The sequence below is a fragment of the Parapedobacter sp. GCM10030251 genome (assembly GCF_042666505.1).
Classification (GTDB): domain Bacteria; phylum Bacteroidota; class Bacteroidia; order Sphingobacteriales; family Sphingobacteriaceae; genus Parapedobacter.
Genome location: NZ_JBHTDN010000001.1, coordinates 608,109 through 622,344 on the forward strand (window position 1 = coordinate 608,109; position 14,236 = coordinate 622,344).

11 protein-coding genes are annotated in these 14,236 nt (G+C 51.1%); 2 read left to right on the forward strand and 9 right to left on the reverse strand.

Going from position 1 to position 14,236, the window contains the following annotated elements; translation table 11 throughout:
* Window positions 1–5: 5 nt before the first annotated feature.
* Window positions 6–3,056, forward strand: coding sequence for an efflux RND transporter permease subunit (locus tag ACFQRK_RS02560; protein WP_379003313.1), 3,051 nt, complete (start codon window positions 6–8; stop codon window positions 3,054–3,056).
* 2 nt (window positions 3,057–3,058) lie between these two features.
* Here the strand turns inward: ACFQRK_RS02560 and ACFQRK_RS02565 are convergent, their stop codons facing one another.
* From ACFQRK_RS02565 to fsa, 7 genes are all read right to left on the reverse strand, one after another.
* Window positions 3,059–3,244 (reverse strand): hypothetical protein, encoded by a 186-nt coding sequence (locus ACFQRK_RS02565; protein ID WP_379003315.1) that lies wholly within the window; start codon window positions 3,242–3,244, stop codon window positions 3,059–3,061.
* A gap of 106 nt (window positions 3,245–3,350) precedes the next feature.
* A complete protein-coding gene (locus tag ACFQRK_RS02570) occupies window positions 3,351–4,529 on the reverse strand; it encodes an AI-2E family transporter (protein WP_379003318.1) in 1,179 nt (392 codons plus the stop codon).
* Between the two features lie 138 nt (window positions 4,530–4,667).
* Window positions 4,668–6,797 (reverse strand): ribonuclease R, encoded by a 2,130-nt coding sequence (gene rnr / locus ACFQRK_RS02575; protein WP_379003320.1) that lies wholly within the window; start codon window positions 6,795–6,797, stop codon window positions 4,668–4,670.
* Window positions 6,798–6,830: 33 nt separating this feature from the next.
* Window positions 6,831–7,544: a 3'-5' exonuclease gene (locus ACFQRK_RS02580; RefSeq protein ID WP_379003322.1), complete on the reverse strand. Its 714-nt coding sequence runs from the start codon at window positions 7,542–7,544 to the stop codon at window positions 6,831–6,833.
* 2 nt (window positions 7,545–7,546) lie between these two features.
* Window positions 7,547–9,949 (reverse strand): penicillin-binding protein 1C, encoded by a 2,403-nt coding sequence (pbpC, locus tag ACFQRK_RS02585; protein ID WP_379003324.1) that lies wholly within the window; start codon window positions 9,947–9,949, stop codon window positions 7,547–7,549.
* Between the two features lie 361 nt (window positions 9,950–10,310).
* The gene (locus tag ACFQRK_RS02590; RefSeq protein WP_379003326.1) at window positions 10,311–10,772 is read right to left on the reverse strand and encodes a Fur family transcriptional regulator; all 462 of its coding nucleotides are present in this window, start codon (window positions 10,770–10,772) and stop codon (window positions 10,311–10,313) included.
* Between the two features lie 49 nt (window positions 10,773–10,821).
* Window positions 10,822–11,481, reverse strand: a complete 660-nt coding sequence (gene fsa / locus ACFQRK_RS02595; RefSeq protein ID WP_379003329.1) for a fructose-6-phosphate aldolase — start codon at window positions 11,479–11,481, stop codon at window positions 10,822–10,824.
* 153 nt (window positions 11,482–11,634) lie between these two features.
* On the opposite strand from fsa, the gene ACFQRK_RS02600 reads away from it, so the two are divergent.
* Window positions 11,635–12,843: an MFS transporter gene (locus ACFQRK_RS02600; RefSeq protein ID WP_379003331.1), complete on the forward strand. Its 1,209-nt coding sequence runs from the start codon at window positions 11,635–11,637 to the stop codon at window positions 12,841–12,843.
* 3 nt (window positions 12,844–12,846) lie between these two features.
* Here the strand turns inward: ACFQRK_RS02600 and ACFQRK_RS02605 are convergent, their stop codons facing one another.
* Window positions 12,847–13,332, reverse strand: coding sequence for a GNAT family N-acetyltransferase (locus tag ACFQRK_RS02605; RefSeq protein WP_379003333.1), 486 nt, complete (start codon window positions 13,330–13,332; stop codon window positions 12,847–12,849).
* Window positions 13,329–14,234: an EamA family transporter gene (locus ACFQRK_RS02610; RefSeq protein WP_379003335.1), complete on the reverse strand. Its 906-nt coding sequence runs from the start codon at window positions 14,232–14,234 to the stop codon at window positions 13,329–13,331. The genes ACFQRK_RS02605 and ACFQRK_RS02610 overlap by 4 nt, the downstream gene beginning before the upstream one ends.
* Between the last annotated feature and the right edge of the window lie 2 nt (window positions 14,235–14,236).

The following is a 14,236-nucleotide window of genomic DNA, read 5'->3' on the forward strand; positions in this document are numbered from 1 at the left end:
TGGCCATGGATTTGATTAAATATCCGATTAAGAATTACCAGTTTACGCTCATCATGGTGCTGATGGTCATTGCCATCGGGGTGAGCAGCATCCTAACCATGCCTCGTGCGGAAGACCCTGAAATGCAGCCGCCTAATTTCCCGGTGGTGGTGATATATCCGGGTACCAATCCCAAGGATATGGAACAACTGGTCGTGAAGCCCATCGAGTCCCGACTATACGACTTGGATAACATCAAGCGCATCCGGACGACGATCGTGAACGGTTTGGCCGTACTGTTTGTAGAATATGAGCACGGCGTGGATTACGATAATAAATACCAGGAGCTGATCCGCGAGGTCAGCGCACTGCGACCCCGATTGCCGGCTGAACTTTACAGCATCGACGTACAGCAAATCGACCCGACTGGGGTCAATGTCCTGCAAGTGGCACTGATTTCTGAAAACGCGTCGCGAAAAATGATGAAAGAGGTGTCGGACGATCTGAAGGAGGCCTTGGAGCAGGTGAAGTCGCTCAAGGAAGTCAAAGTAAGTGGCCTGACGGATCAGCTGATCCGTGTGGACGTAGAACCTGCCCGGCTTGCACAATTGGGAATTCCGCTCAACCAGGTGATGCAAGCCATCCAAAGTGAAGGGGCGAATATTCCGGGCGGCAGTGTGCTGGCTGGAGGAAGGGTGTTCAGCATCAAAACCAGCGGCAATTATCAGAGCATAGAGGGGATCCGGAATACCATCGTCTCAAGCGCGCAGGGCAAGAACATTTTGTTGAGGGATGTTGCCGATGTATACGCTGATTTCGCTCCGGAAACGCACATTACCCGCTTGAATGGGCACCGGGCCGTGTTTGTCAATGCGGCACAGAAAGCCGGAGAAAATATCAGTCGCACACAGGAGGTCTATCTTCAGGTGCTTGACCAATTCAGGGGGCGCCTACCGGACAATATCGACATGGTGCTGCACTTTGATCAGGGAGAAAATGTGAATAAACGGCTGAGCGGTCTTGGAGTTGACTTCCTGATTGCAGTGACCCTGGTGCTCATTACCTTACTGCCGCTTGGCACACGGGCGTCTCTGGTCGTTATGATCGCCGTGCCGCTTTCATTGGCCATGGGCGTGATTTTGCTCAATGTGCTCGGCTACTCGTTGAACCAGTTAAGTATCGTTGGGTTCGTGGTAGCGTTGGGACTGGTGGTCGACGATAGCATTGTCGTTGTCGAAAATATCGAACGGTGGATGCGTGAGGGGTTTTCGCGTGTCGAGGCGGCCATCAAGGGTACGCATCAGATTGCGTTGGCGGTGGTGGGGTGTACCGCTACGTTGGCCATTGCCTTCATGCCGCTCATGTTTATGCCCGAACAGGCGGGCGACTTTATCCGCAGTCTGCCCATGTCGGTCATTGGCTCGGTATTGGCGTCCATGATCGTGGCCCTGCTGGTCGTGCCGTTTCTTTCCAGCCGCCTGCTGAAGCCGCACGAACACCCGGAAGGGAACGCGGTGCTGCGCTGGCTGCAACGTACGATACATCGTACGTATTCGGTGTTGCTTGACCGTGCACTGAAACGTCCCTGGCATTCGGTTGCTATCGCCGTGGTCATTTTTGTAGGTGCCCTGGCGCTTATTCCGGTCATCGGATTCAGCCTGTTTCCGGCATCGGAAAAGCCGCAATTTCTGATCCGGATCAGCGCGCCCCTGCAAGCGAACATCTATACAACCGACAGCATTACGCGCCAGATCGAAAAGGAACTGGATTCATTGCCGGAAGTGCGGTACTTTGCCTCCAACGTGGGCAAAGGAAACCCACGGATTTACTACAACGTGGAACAGGCCAATGAAAGGGCGGATTTCGCTGAAATCTTTGTGCAACTGCAGCCGGAAACCTCGGCGAAAGATAAAGAAGCGTTGATCGAGCGGCTTCGGCAGCGATGGACGCCGTACCTGGGGGCTAAGGTAGAGGTCAAGAACTTCGAGCAGGGCGTGCCCGTGATCTCCCCGGTGGAAGTGCGTCTCTTCGGGGACAACCTGGATACCTTGAAGCAACTCGCTTACCGGGTGGAGCGAATGATGGAACGGACACCCGGCACGTTATATATAAATAATCCCGTAAGCAATGACAAAACCGATATACAGGTGGACATCCAGCGGGATAAGGCATTGGCGCTTGGGGTACCTACCGCCAACATCGATCGCACTGTGCGCATGGTGCTGGCTGGCGTGGATGTAACGACGTATACAGACCCTGTTTCTGACGATGACGATTACCTGGTGCGGCTCAGCGTACCCAGGGCATCGTATCCCGATTTGTCGGTGTTTGATCAGATCTACATTGACAATGTACAGGGAACGGCAATACCCTTCAGTCAACTGGCCACGCTGAAGCTTGAGCCTTCGCCACCCGCAATTTACCATATCAATCGCGAACGTACGGTGTCAGTCAATTGTTTCGTGAACGCCGGATATACCAACGACGAAGTGATAGAGGATGTGGCCGGCCAGATGGACGCCTTAAAACTGCCTGCCGGATATCATTACGAGATGGGCGGGGAGGTGGAGAGCCGCGAACAATCGTTCGGTGGATTCGGTACGGTTATTCTTGTTACCGTGTTTCTGTTTATCGCGGTGCTCGTGCTTGAATTCAAGACCCTGAAAAGCACGCTGATTGTCCTTTCAGTCATTCCGCTGGGGATCGTGGGAGCCGTATTGGCGCTGTTGGTTACCGGCAATACCCTGTCTTTCGTTGCTACGATCGGATTGGTGGCGCTCGCAGGGATCGAGGTAAAAAACACCATTCTACTGGTCGATTTCACGAATCAGCTACGCAGGGAAGGCATGGAACTGAACGAGGCAATCGAAAAGGCCGGCGAAATGCGGTTTCTGCCCATCATCCTTACTTCGCTGACCGCAATAGGAGGACTGCTGCCAATAGCGTGGTCAAGCAATCCGTTGATTTCGCCATTAGCGGTGGTAATGATCGGCGGATTGATTAGCTCAACCCTGCTTTCACGGGTGGTGACGCCGGTCGTGTATAAATTGATGCCACCGAAAATAGATGTACAGTGAGATTAGCTGTTTTCATTGCCTTGGCCGTTATCGATTTTGGACTTGCCCGTGCGGACACCTCCCGCATTGGGCAGGCCTTGGTGGCGCTTTAGGGTGCGCATGTCCTTGAATGTCTTGTCGGATGTGGGATTTCCCATCTCCCTGTTACGGTTCTGTTCCGGGGTTTCTGCAATGTTCTTTCTTTTCATGGCGTCTGCATTTAAGTACCTAAGAGTTTAACAGTGCATTAAGCCAATTGTTCACGAATATCAATGGATTTTTACAACCCGCCAACGCTCGCGAACCTGTGAAAGGTTAGTCTTCCGCTGATGTTTTGTCTTCTTTGGTTGCTTGGTTCTTTTTCTCTTTGGCCTCCAGGATATCGCGTAAATTCCACCGCTTCAGGAGAATTTTGGTTGAATACCGCTTAAGGTGGTATTTTTCAGGTTCCCCGATCAGGAATCCGAATGCATTCATCGACGGCACAGCGTCAAAAATGACCTTAATTGTGGCGGTAAGCGGCAGCGCCAGGATCAATCCGGCAAGGCCGAAAAGCATGCCGCCCAATAAGATGGAAATGATGGCCATTAAGGGATTGATGCTTACTTTGCTGCCTACAATGTTGGGTGTGATCACGTTGCCTTCCAAAAACTGTACGACCTGGAACCAGGCGATGACTCCGACTGCATACCAAGCGGTGTCTTTGGTTGCCAACGCAAATAATGCCGGAAGTATCGAGCCGATGGCGATTCCGATATAGGGAAGTAACATCAGCAGAGAAGCCAGCGTGCCGAAAAACCAGGCATATTGAATACCCATGATCCACAGCCCTACCGTATTGAGTATGGCCACAATGCCCATGACCGTGACCAGCCCTAGCAGGTAACTTTGCACTACGGTATAAATCTTATTGAGGGTATTGTGGACCACATCCTGCGGTGTTGAGCGAAATGCGCGGAAAAAGAATTCACGGAAGAAAACCCGGTAGTAGAGTAAAAAAAAGGAAAACAGCGGTACCAAAATCACCCCGGCCAATACATTTCCCAACGAGCCGAATGCTGCGGTAAGATAAGACGCCGCATTGGAAAGGATCTGATTTGCCTGTCCCCGCAACCGCTCCACCACCTCTGTGGGTTCCAGTCCGAAACGGTCCTGCAGCCAATGTTGTATGGTGTCAAAAATGGAGAGGAATTTCGTCTGGATTTCCGCCCCGTCGCGGCCGATGACAATCACTTGGTGGACAATAAACCAGATCAGGCCGGAGAGGATGGCGATGGCCAGAATAACCGCTAACAGCGCAGAAAAGGCTTTCCCCAGCCGCAACCGCTCCAGCGAGCCTGCCACCGGGTAGAGCGAGATGGAGATGAGGATTGAGAACATAAGGGGGAGCAATACACTTTGCAGGACATACATCAAGGCAATGATGAGTGCCAGGGAAAACAGGCTTGCAGCCAATTCCAATGCGTAGGGCCGTTTGGTAGGGGTTTCTTGCATGCGATTCCGATAAAGCCGTTTAACTAATGTTCCTTACTTTCAAAGATAGTGAATAAATACGATAACCCTATTTATGAAAGATTCGGGAATGAAACAAAAAACCAGACGGAATGTTTGGGGCCGGCGTTCAGAAATAGTTTATGAAATCAACGTAAAATCAATCTGCCGTTTGGCCAGGTCCACTTTTTTCACCCGTATCTGTACTTCGTCACCCAATTGGTACCGTTTTTTCTTCCGCTGGCCAATGATGGCGTAATTCTTTTCATCCAGCGCATAAAAATCGTCCGTAATGTCACGCAAGCGGACCATTCCCTCGCATTTATTTTCTTCGATCTCGACATACATGCCCCATTCGGTCACGCCCGAAACGATACCCAGGTACGTTTCGCCCACCTGATCCTGTAAAAATTCAGCCTGTTTGTATTTCACTGAAGCGCGTTCGGCATCTGCCGCTTTCTTTTCCATTTGGGAGGAGTGCTCGCAGAGCTTCTCGTAAGCTTCAGCGTTAACCGATTTTCCGCCTTCAAGATAATGCTCCAATAAGCGGTGTACCATCACGTCGGGATAACGCCGGATCGGAGAGGTGAAGTGGGTATAGTAGTCGAACGCCAGTCCGTAGTGGCTGGTTTTCTTGGTGGTATAAATGGCCTTGGCCATGGAACGGATGGCGAGCGTCGTCAGCACATTCTGCTCCTTGGTGCCTTCCACCCGTTCCATCAGGGCATTGAGCGAACGGGCGGTTTCGCGGTCCGATTTCGTATTGAGCTTATATCCGAAGCGGGCGGCAAATTGTGCAAAGGCCGTAATACTTTCCTCTTTCGGTACATCGTGCACCCGGTATACGAACGTCTTTTTGTTGTTGCCCTTTCCCTGTTTGCCGATGAATTCCGCGACGCGACGGTTGGCCAGCAGCATGAAATCTTCAATCAACCGGTGTGCATCTTTTCGCTCTTTGACGTATACCCCGAGTGGTTTGCCATGTTCATCCAGATTGAACTTAACCTCCGTGGTTTCGAAGCTGATGGCGCCGTGCTTGAATTTGCGGTCGCGCAGGATGTAAGCCAGCTTGTTCAATGTAAGCAGTTCCTGGCTGAATTCACCCTGCTTGTTTTCCAGTATCTCTTGGGCCTCTTCATAGCTGAACCGCCTATCGGAATGGATGATGCCTTTGCCGAACCATTCTTGGATAACGTTGGCCTGCTCATCCATCTCGAATATGGCCGAAAATACCAGCCGGTCTTCGTGTGGACGCAAAGAGCACAAGTCGTTGGACAAGCGTTCGGGAAGCATCGGGATAACGCGGTCCACGAGGTAAACGGAGGTGCCGCGTTCAAAGGCTTCTTTGTCCAACGGTGAATCCGGCTGAACAAAATGCGTGACATCTGCAATGTGAACGCCGATTTCATAATGGCCGTTGGGAAGTTGCTGGAAGGAAATGGCATCGTCAAAGTCCTTGGCATCAGCGGGGTCGATGGTGAAGGTGGTAACGGACCGGAAATCGCGCCGTTTGGCAATTTCGTCCGGAGAAATCGTCTGTGAAAAGGCACTGGCTGCTTGCTCCACGGCGTGGGGAAACTCCAGCGGAAAGCCGAAGTCGGCCAGGATGGCGTTCATCTCGGTGTCATTCTCACCTTTTTTACCCAGTACATGCTTCACCTTACCCACCGGATTCTTGCTGTCCTGCGGCCATTCGGTAATGGTCACCACCACCTTTTCGCCATCCTGCGCACCATTGAGATCGGCCAATGGCACAAAGATGTCATTTAACATTTTGCGGTCGTCAGCGATCAAAAAAGCAAAACGCGGCGATATGTTGATGGTACCGGTAAATTCGGTGCGGGCGCGTTCAAGAATTTCGACGACTTCCCCTTCCTTGCGCTTGCCGCGTCTTTTTTCGTACGTATGCACCTTTACGCGGTCGCCGTGCAATGCCTGACGCAATTTACGGGGGGCAATGTAGATGTCGTCTTCGAATTCATCCTCCGGTACGATGAAAGCGGAGCCGTCGGCCGTCATGTCTACACGGCCCACCACGAAGGCTTTCAATTCTTTCAGGGCGTACTTGCCTTTCTCCACTTCTCGCAATAATCCGGTGCGGGCCTCTTCCTGCAGGATATCGAGGATGGTGTTGCGCGACTCGGTATCCGTAAGGTTCAGCTTGGCAGCGACCTGCTTATAATTCAGGGCCTTATTTCCCGATTTTTCGATGACATCGGAGATCAACTGCGTGAGAATATGTTTAAATGCTTGGTTTTTTTTATTTGACATGGTTGTTTTTGTTTTCTAACGTTGATTCTGTTTCTAGTCGGCGAAGCTGATTGTGGCCGGTTCGATCAACGGTTCGCCCCGCAATCTGCGCAATATCTGTGCCGTGGTGATGACATCCTTTTCGCAATAGACACGGATACGCTCCAAATTGTTTTCCTCGTGGTATACCCGGTACACGTCTTCGCCGCTGATGTCGTCTTTTGGCGTGGGAATGTCCAGCACCGCAGCCAGCAGGTTGAGTGAGATGTAACTGCGGAAATCGCCAAATCGCCACAGTTCCAGGGTGTCCAAATGGTTGGTTTCCCAAGGCTTTTTACCCGATATGTCCAGTTGTGCCGGGATGGGTAAGCTGTTAATCAACATCCTTCTGCAGATAAAAGGAAAATCAAAATTCCGTCCATTGTGCGCACAGAGAATAAGGTTGGCGGGTTGTGACCGCAGTAAATCCGAAAACCCGATCAGCAGTTCTCGTTCGTCCGCATGGGCAAACGATTTGATCCGGAAGCCGGTTTGGCCGCCCCGATGGTGAAAGACACCCACCGATAGGCAGATGATTTTTCCAAATTCGGCGTGCAGTCCCGCGTTCGGGTAGACATCGGTTGCCGTTTCTCCTTCTTTGAGGGTATTCCGTACTTTATGTGCCCACAACTGTTGCAAATGGGCGGGTAGTTCGGCATAAGTGGCTTTTTGGGATACCGTTTCGATATCCAATACCAATACTTGTTGTAAATCGATCGTTTCGAGCATCGTTATTTTTCTAAAATTTCAAACCGCTGGCTGATGCGGGTGCCCCTGTCGTCTACTAAGGTGATGCGATGAGGCCCGGCAGGTATATGGAGTGCCAATTGATGGAAGGTTTGTGTTTCGCCGACAAATGCGTCATCCAGGTGCCAATAGATCCGACTGCCCGCTTTCCGATGGGCAGCATTGAAGATGACCCGTCCCCGCTGTCCATCGATTTCCAGCGGTATATAAATCTTTGCATGGTCTTTGGGATAAATCATTTCCATCACGCGTGCCTCGCCATCGGGGTGGCAGTCCGGTGCGAATGGCGGAAGTTCACGGTAATTACTGTGGCGCGGTTTGTAATAATATTCCATTGCGGGCGGTAAAACAAACCATTTGGCCGGCACCATCTGGTCTGGCGCCAGGCAGTCGGCCGTAACCTGCAAAGTGCCTTCCAGGTTCGTATGAATGGTTTGGTGATAGGGGCAGGCTGCCGACCGGTGACCGGGAACGGGAATGTAAACCGTGTCAGCGTGCGCACAATCAGGTCCAGCCAGGTAGCCGCTTTCCCGGCAAACCGCTGTTTGCACCATGCGGTCGAGGGGGGCTGTAAACCACTCCGAAGATGGCAGCAGGTCGAAAATGTCAAAGAGGATCGGAGCTGCGGTTTCAATACCGGTGAGTCCCGGTCGGCCTTCACCGTCCGCATTGCCCACCCATACGCACACGACATGGGTGGGCGTAAGACCCACGGCCCATCCATCACGGAACCCAAAGCTGGTGCCGGTTTTCCAGGCGATTTTTTTGGAAGACGCAAATTGTTCCCACAAGGCTTCTTCTCCGGGCCGCATTACCTCGTTCATGGCCTGGAATGTAAAATACAGCGAAGCATGGTCGATTACGGAAGCCCGCTCTGGCGCTTTTTGGGGCGCTCTGACGTTACTTTTTAAGTAAGAAGGCGCATGGTAGTCGTCCGGGTTGTAATTTGCATCGTAGCGCTTGTAATGGTTTAACGTGCGGGCCATGCTGGCGTAGACCCCGGCCAGCTCCCAGGGCGTCACTTCGCATCCGCCCAGGATCATCGATAGGCCATAGAAATCTGCCGGGCGGTTAAGACTATGGATTCCCAAGCGTTTCAGGTAGGGATGAAAGCGCTGGTACTTGTACTGCTGCAACATTTTCACGGCAGGTATATTGAGCGAACGGCTCAGTGCCCGGGATGCAGGTATGGCACCATCGTATCCGAGGTCATAATTTTGCGGCATATACCCGCCAATTTGAGTGGGAATATCCGGAATCAACGTGTGAGGTAATAGGAGTCCATCCGTAAGCATAGCTGCATAGAGGAGCGGTTTTAGGGTACTGCCCGGGCTCCGCAACGACGTGATCATGTCTACCTGGTTTTCCGATTCATCGGATCGAGGCGTGTGTACGTTGCCAACGTATGCGAGGGCATGTCCCGTTTCCACATCCAGCACGAGTGCCGCGGCGTTGTGAATGCCGTTTGCGCTGAGGTTTCGATGGTAACGGTCGACGATGTCGGAAACCTGTTGCTGTAGCTCAACATCGACCGAGGTGCGGACGCGCGTCGAGTTAACACCGAGTTGAGCCCGTTCTTTCTTAAAACGTTCCAAAAGATGTGGGGCAATCCGGGGGAGTGGGTGAGGCTTGTCGGGCAAGGGTTCCAGTTTGGCGAGTTCAGCGGTGCTGGAATCGAGTGTCCCCATCGAAGCCAGCTTATCCAGCAGCGTATTCCGTTTGGCGAGCAGGATCGTACGGTTGCGCCCGGGATGTATGAGGCTCGGGGCATTCGGTAATACAGCGAGCATAGCAGTCTCCGCCCATGAGAGCTGTGCCGGCGGACGCCCGAAGTAACGCCAGGCGGCGGCGTCCAGCCCGACGACATTGCTGCCAAAGGGAGCATTCGCGCTATATAACCGCAGAATGGAAGATTTGCTGTAGCCTGCCTCCAGCCGAAGCGCCAAAAATGCTTCGATCAGTTTTTGCCAGGCTGTGCGCGGTTTGTTACGGCTCATCCGGATAACCTGCATGTTCAATGTACTGCCGCCGCTGACCACTCGTCTGCCTGAAAGATTTTGAAAAACGGCACGGGCGACTGCGATGGGATCCACGCCGGGGTGAAAATAAAACCGCTTATCTTCGAAGGCCACGATGCACCTGGCAAACTTATCCGGAACCACGCCGGTAGCCGGAAAACGCCATTGCCCGTCGGCTGCAATGGAAGCGCCCAGCAGGTTTCCTGCGTTATCTTCAATTACGTACGAAGTAGGCGAGTGGAAAAGTGGTTTGGGCAAAGCGGCGTAAAAGAGTGCCCACAATAGGACGATGGACACAATGATGGTTCTGCCTTTCCGGGTTTTGCCAAACTTCCTGAAACGCGTAACGTGTGTCTTAATCCAAGTCATTTTCCTCGCTAAGATACAAATAAATAACAAATGCCGACCGGAAAACAAAGGCGGGGTTGCTAAACACCAAATTGTAACCAGTAGTTTACATAAAATTATCAACTATTTGATAAAAAGATATTTATTGTTTGTATGTTTTTGTTTTAGCTTAAACTATAGAAGTATTTTAGCTTAAAGAATGTGCTCGTGCAAGGCCGGAGGATGTTCGCTTAACAACGCGTTTAAGCGATTGATTTGCTAAACACATCATATGAACTTTACGTTTAAACTAATCGTTATAAGTTATTGATTGTGTTGATGGTTTGAGGCTTATTGGTTAATGTTTAGCTATGCGTTGCTTAATGTCAATCTGCCGGCAGATTTATTTGGTAAGCGCCTTGCATTCCGCACAGAGCCCCACAGCGTTGATACCGACCGACTGAAGTTGGTATCCTTCCGGAAGGTTGATTTTGGGCAGTTTGATGTCGTCAAGGCAGTAGATGCTGTTGCACACCGAGCAAATGAAATGTACATGTTCGTCGTGATGGTGATGCTCATCACATTCGGTCGAGCACAGGGCATAGGTAGCGGTGCCGTGGAGATCAAATATTTTATGGAGAATCCCCTTTTCTTCAAAAGTCGCCAACACCCGATAAAGTGTCACACGATCGACGGTATCACCCAGCATTTTTTCGAGATCCGGTTGCGAAATGGCGGTCTCTTTCCCGGAGATGATTTTCAGTACTCCGAGCCTCGGCTGCGTTACTTTCAGATTGTTCTGGCGGAGCAGGCGGATAAATCTATCGTCGGCTGTGGCTTTGACTTTTTCCGTTGTTGGTACCATGATGCACCGTATTAGCAGCCCACGGTCCGGGACCGTGGGCAGGGTATTGTTATTTTCCCGCCGCTTTGGCGTGATCTGCCAGAAATTGAGCAAGGCCATTATCCGTAAGCGGATGCTTGAGCAAGCCCAGTATGGCGGACAGCGGTCCCGTCATGACGTCCGCTCCGATTTTTGCGCATTCCACGATATGCATCACGTGGCGGATGGACGCGGCGAGTATCTGCGTTTCGTAGCCGTAGTTGTCGTAAATCAACCGGATGTCTTCAATCAACGACAGACCGTCTGTTGAAATGTCATCCAAGCGCCCTAGGAAGGGAGATACATAGGTTGCGCCCGCTTTTGCCGCTAACAATGCCTGCCCTGATGAGAATACCAGTGTGCAGTTGGTTTTGATCCCGTTGCTGCTAAAGTATTTGATGGCTTTTACGCCTTCTTTGATCATCGGTACTTTCACGACTATTTTGTCGTTGAGTTTTGCCAGCGCTTCACCCTCTTTGATGATGTTGTCAAAGTCGGTAGCGATTACTTCCGCACTTACATCGCCCTCAACGATGTCACAGATCGCCTTGTAGTGGTTGATGATGTTCTCTTGTCCGGTAATTCCCTCTTTGGCCATCAGGCTGGGGTTGGTGGTTACACCATCCAGTACACCCAGGTCCTGGGCTTCTTTGATCTGTTGAAGGTTGGCAGTATCAATGAAAAATTTCATATGTATAAACTAAATATAGGGTTAATGAACAATCTGTTCAGTTACAAGTTGTAAAATTACGCATAATTGTCGTAATTATCGAAAAAGTTTTAACCCGCTGTGGTATGGATTTTGCATTTATTCGGGCAGTCCAGCACCCATCAATCGCTAAACATGTACATTCTGCGAGCATTTAAACATCGTAACTACAAGCTGCATTTCATCGGACAAGCTATTTCGCTGATGGGCACGTGGATGCAGCGCATTGCGGTAAGTTGGCTCGTATACCGGCTTACGGAGTCGGCCTTTGTTCTGGGGTTGGTTTCGTTCCTGTCGCTGGTACCTTCGTTGGTGTTGTCACCGTTTATTGGCAGTTTCGTAGACCGTCATAATAAATACCGGATTCTGCTCATTACACAAAGCGGACTGATGTTTCAGGCCGGTGCGTTGGCACTGCTGGTATTTTTGGGGAACTACAGTGTTTTCTGGATCGGGGCGCTTAGTTTATTGCAGGGAATTATCAATACCTTTGATGTGACGGCAAGGCAATCGCTGATGGTTGAGCTGGTTCCCGATCGGGCGGACCTGCCCAACGCAATCGCGCTCAATTCGTCGGCGTTCAATGCCGCCCGGATGGTGGGGCCGGCAATAGGAGGTATTCTGCTAAGCACGTATGGAGAGGCCGTCTGTTTTACGGCCAATTTTGTGAGCTTTATTGCGGTATTGGGCACACTGCTCGCGATGAAACTGTCTTTTTCGACGCCAGTAGTCAAGCAGGAAAGTACATGGCAAGGCCTTAAGGAAGGCTTCAGTTACTTACGTCATTCGCCTCATCTTTCATCACTTATCCTGTTGTTGGGAGGCTCGAGTTTGTTAGTTATTCCTTATACCACCCTTCTTCCGGTTATTGCACGGGAGATGTTCAGCGGCGATGCAACGACCTTCAGTTGGTTTGAAAGCGCGGCAGGACTGGGTGCGATGATCGGTGCGGTCTACATGGCGCTCACCAAAGCGGGTACCAACTTGCGTTTCCGCGTTATGAAGGCCGCCGGGCTATTTGCATTTGGAATTCTGATGCTCTCCTTTGCATCGTGGTTGCCCTTGGCGTTGTTATGTACCGTGCTGGCATCCATGGGTATGATGGTTCAGAACTCAAGTATCAATACCTATATCCAAACCCACGCTATGCCCGCTTACCGCGCCCGCGCGATCAGCTATTACATCATGGCTTTTCAGGGAATATTTCCGCTGGGGAGCCTATTGATTGGGGCACTGGCGAATGTCTGGGGTATTCATTACACCTTAATTTTTCAAGGGATAGCCGGCGCGCTGATTGCGCTGGGTTTTGTGGGATATATCCGCATTCACATTTTAAAACGGTAGGAATCACTTATCCGTGGCGGGCGATAGCAGCAATTCCATCCTGACATCGGCACGCTGATATTCCGAGGATTGGAGCGGCGTTTCCCTGAACCCCATCGATCGGTATAGCGTCAGTGCAGGGATTAATCGATGATTTGAATATAAGACTAACCGTTTGGCGCCCAATTCGGTTGCCGTGCGTATGGCCACTGCGCATAGCTTTTTTCCGATTCCCTGGCCGCGGTAGGAGGTTTCCAGGCCCATTTTAGCCAGTTCATAGGCGTCGTCGGATATGCGTATGAGCGCAACGGTGCCCACGATTCGCTCTTCTACCTGTGCGAGGAAAACTTTCCCTCCGGGTTTTAAAATGGCTTCTTCCGGATTTGCATGGACGTAGCGATCCATGGGTTCCATTTGGAAGTATTGGGTTACCCAAGCGTTATTAATCCGTTCAAAATCTGCTTGGAATCGGGATTCGTAGGGGATGATTTTTAGTTCGTCTTTTGTCATTTGTTAACTTTTGGTTGGTAACTCCGGTTGATGAAAAATACGCCGCCGAGCGTGACAATTAATGCAAATGCGGTAGTCCAGGTCAGTCGCTCATGGAGAAAGAAATATCCCAAAAGAAGCGCGATAAACGGATTCACATAGGCATAAACCGACGCCAGTCCGGGCGGCAGATGCTTAAGTGCGTACAAAAAGCAGCCGTATGAGGCCAGCGATCCGAATAAGATCAGATATGCCAATGCCCACAGGCTATCCGAAGTAACTGTGGCCAACTGTGAATAGTCATCGAGGAATACACTGGCCAAAAGCAGCATAATACCTCCGCTGGTTAGTTGAAAAGCGACATTCACTAACGTTTTTGCCGCCGATGGCCTATGCTTGGTATATACCGTTCCCGCCGCCCAGCAAAAACAAGCGAAGAATGCGGCTAATACGCCGTAGAGGTAATTCGGATTCGCCAGGTCCGCAAGGTTATCCCGGAAGATAAGTCCGACGCCGATGCATCCCAACAATAAGCCGATGATCAAATGGATGTTGATGGCTTTCCGGTCGGTACCGGCGACGTAGCCGATGATTACGACGTAGACCGGCATGATGGAAACGATCAGTGCTGCCAACCCACTGGGGATATAACGTTCGGCCCATCCAACCACGCCATTGCCAAGTGCAATCATCAACGTGCCGGCAACGAATTGACGCGTGATATCGCGGCGGCTGATGACCAGTTTTTGTCCCGTTAGTAATAGAAACGCCATCATCAGGACTCCAGCGATGACTTGCCGGATGCCGGAAAATAGGAACGCCGGAAAAGTTGCGACCCCGATGCGCATGGCAAAATAGGTGGTGCCCCACACGATACAGACTACGGCTAACGCCAGATACGCATTTACGTTTTTTTTATCCATGT

Coding starts and splice junctions, on each gene's coding strand:
- ACFQRK_RS02560 (WP_379003313.1), top strand. CDS start 6: ATGGATTTGATTAAATATCCGATTAAGAATTACCAGTTTACGCTCATC.
- ACFQRK_RS02610 (WP_379003335.1), bottom strand. CDS start 14,234: ATGGATAAAAAAAACGTAAATGCGTATCTGGCGTTAGCCGTAGTCTGT.
- ACFQRK_RS02580 (WP_379003322.1), bottom strand. CDS start 7,544: ATGCTCGAAACGATCGATTTACAACAAGTATTGGTATTGGATATCGAA.
- ACFQRK_RS02590 (WP_379003326.1), bottom strand. CDS start 10,772: ATGGTACCAACAACGGAAAAAGTCAAAGCCACAGCCGACGATAGATTT.
- ACFQRK_RS02605 (WP_379003333.1), bottom strand. CDS start 13,332: ATGACAAAAGACGAACTAAAAATCATCCCCTACGAATCCCGATTCCAA.
- pbpC (WP_379003324.1), bottom strand. CDS start 9,949: ATGACTTGGATTAAGACACACGTTACGCGTTTCAGGAAGTTTGGCAAA.
- ACFQRK_RS02570 (WP_379003318.1), bottom strand. CDS start 4,529: ATGCAAGAAACCCCTACCAAACGGCCCTACGCATTGGAATTGGCTGCA.
- ACFQRK_RS02600 (WP_379003331.1), top strand. CDS start 11,635: ATGTACATTCTGCGAGCATTTAAACATCGTAACTACAAGCTGCATTTC.
- fsa (WP_379003329.1), bottom strand. CDS start 11,481: ATGAAATTTTTCATTGATACTGCCAACCTTCAACAGATCAAAGAAGCC.
- rnr (WP_379003320.1), bottom strand. CDS start 6,797: ATGTCAAATAAAAAAAACCAAGCATTTAAACATATTCTCACGCAGTTG.
- ACFQRK_RS02565 (WP_379003315.1), bottom strand. CDS start 3,244: ATGAAAAGAAAGAACATTGCAGAAACCCCGGAACAGAACCGTAACAGG.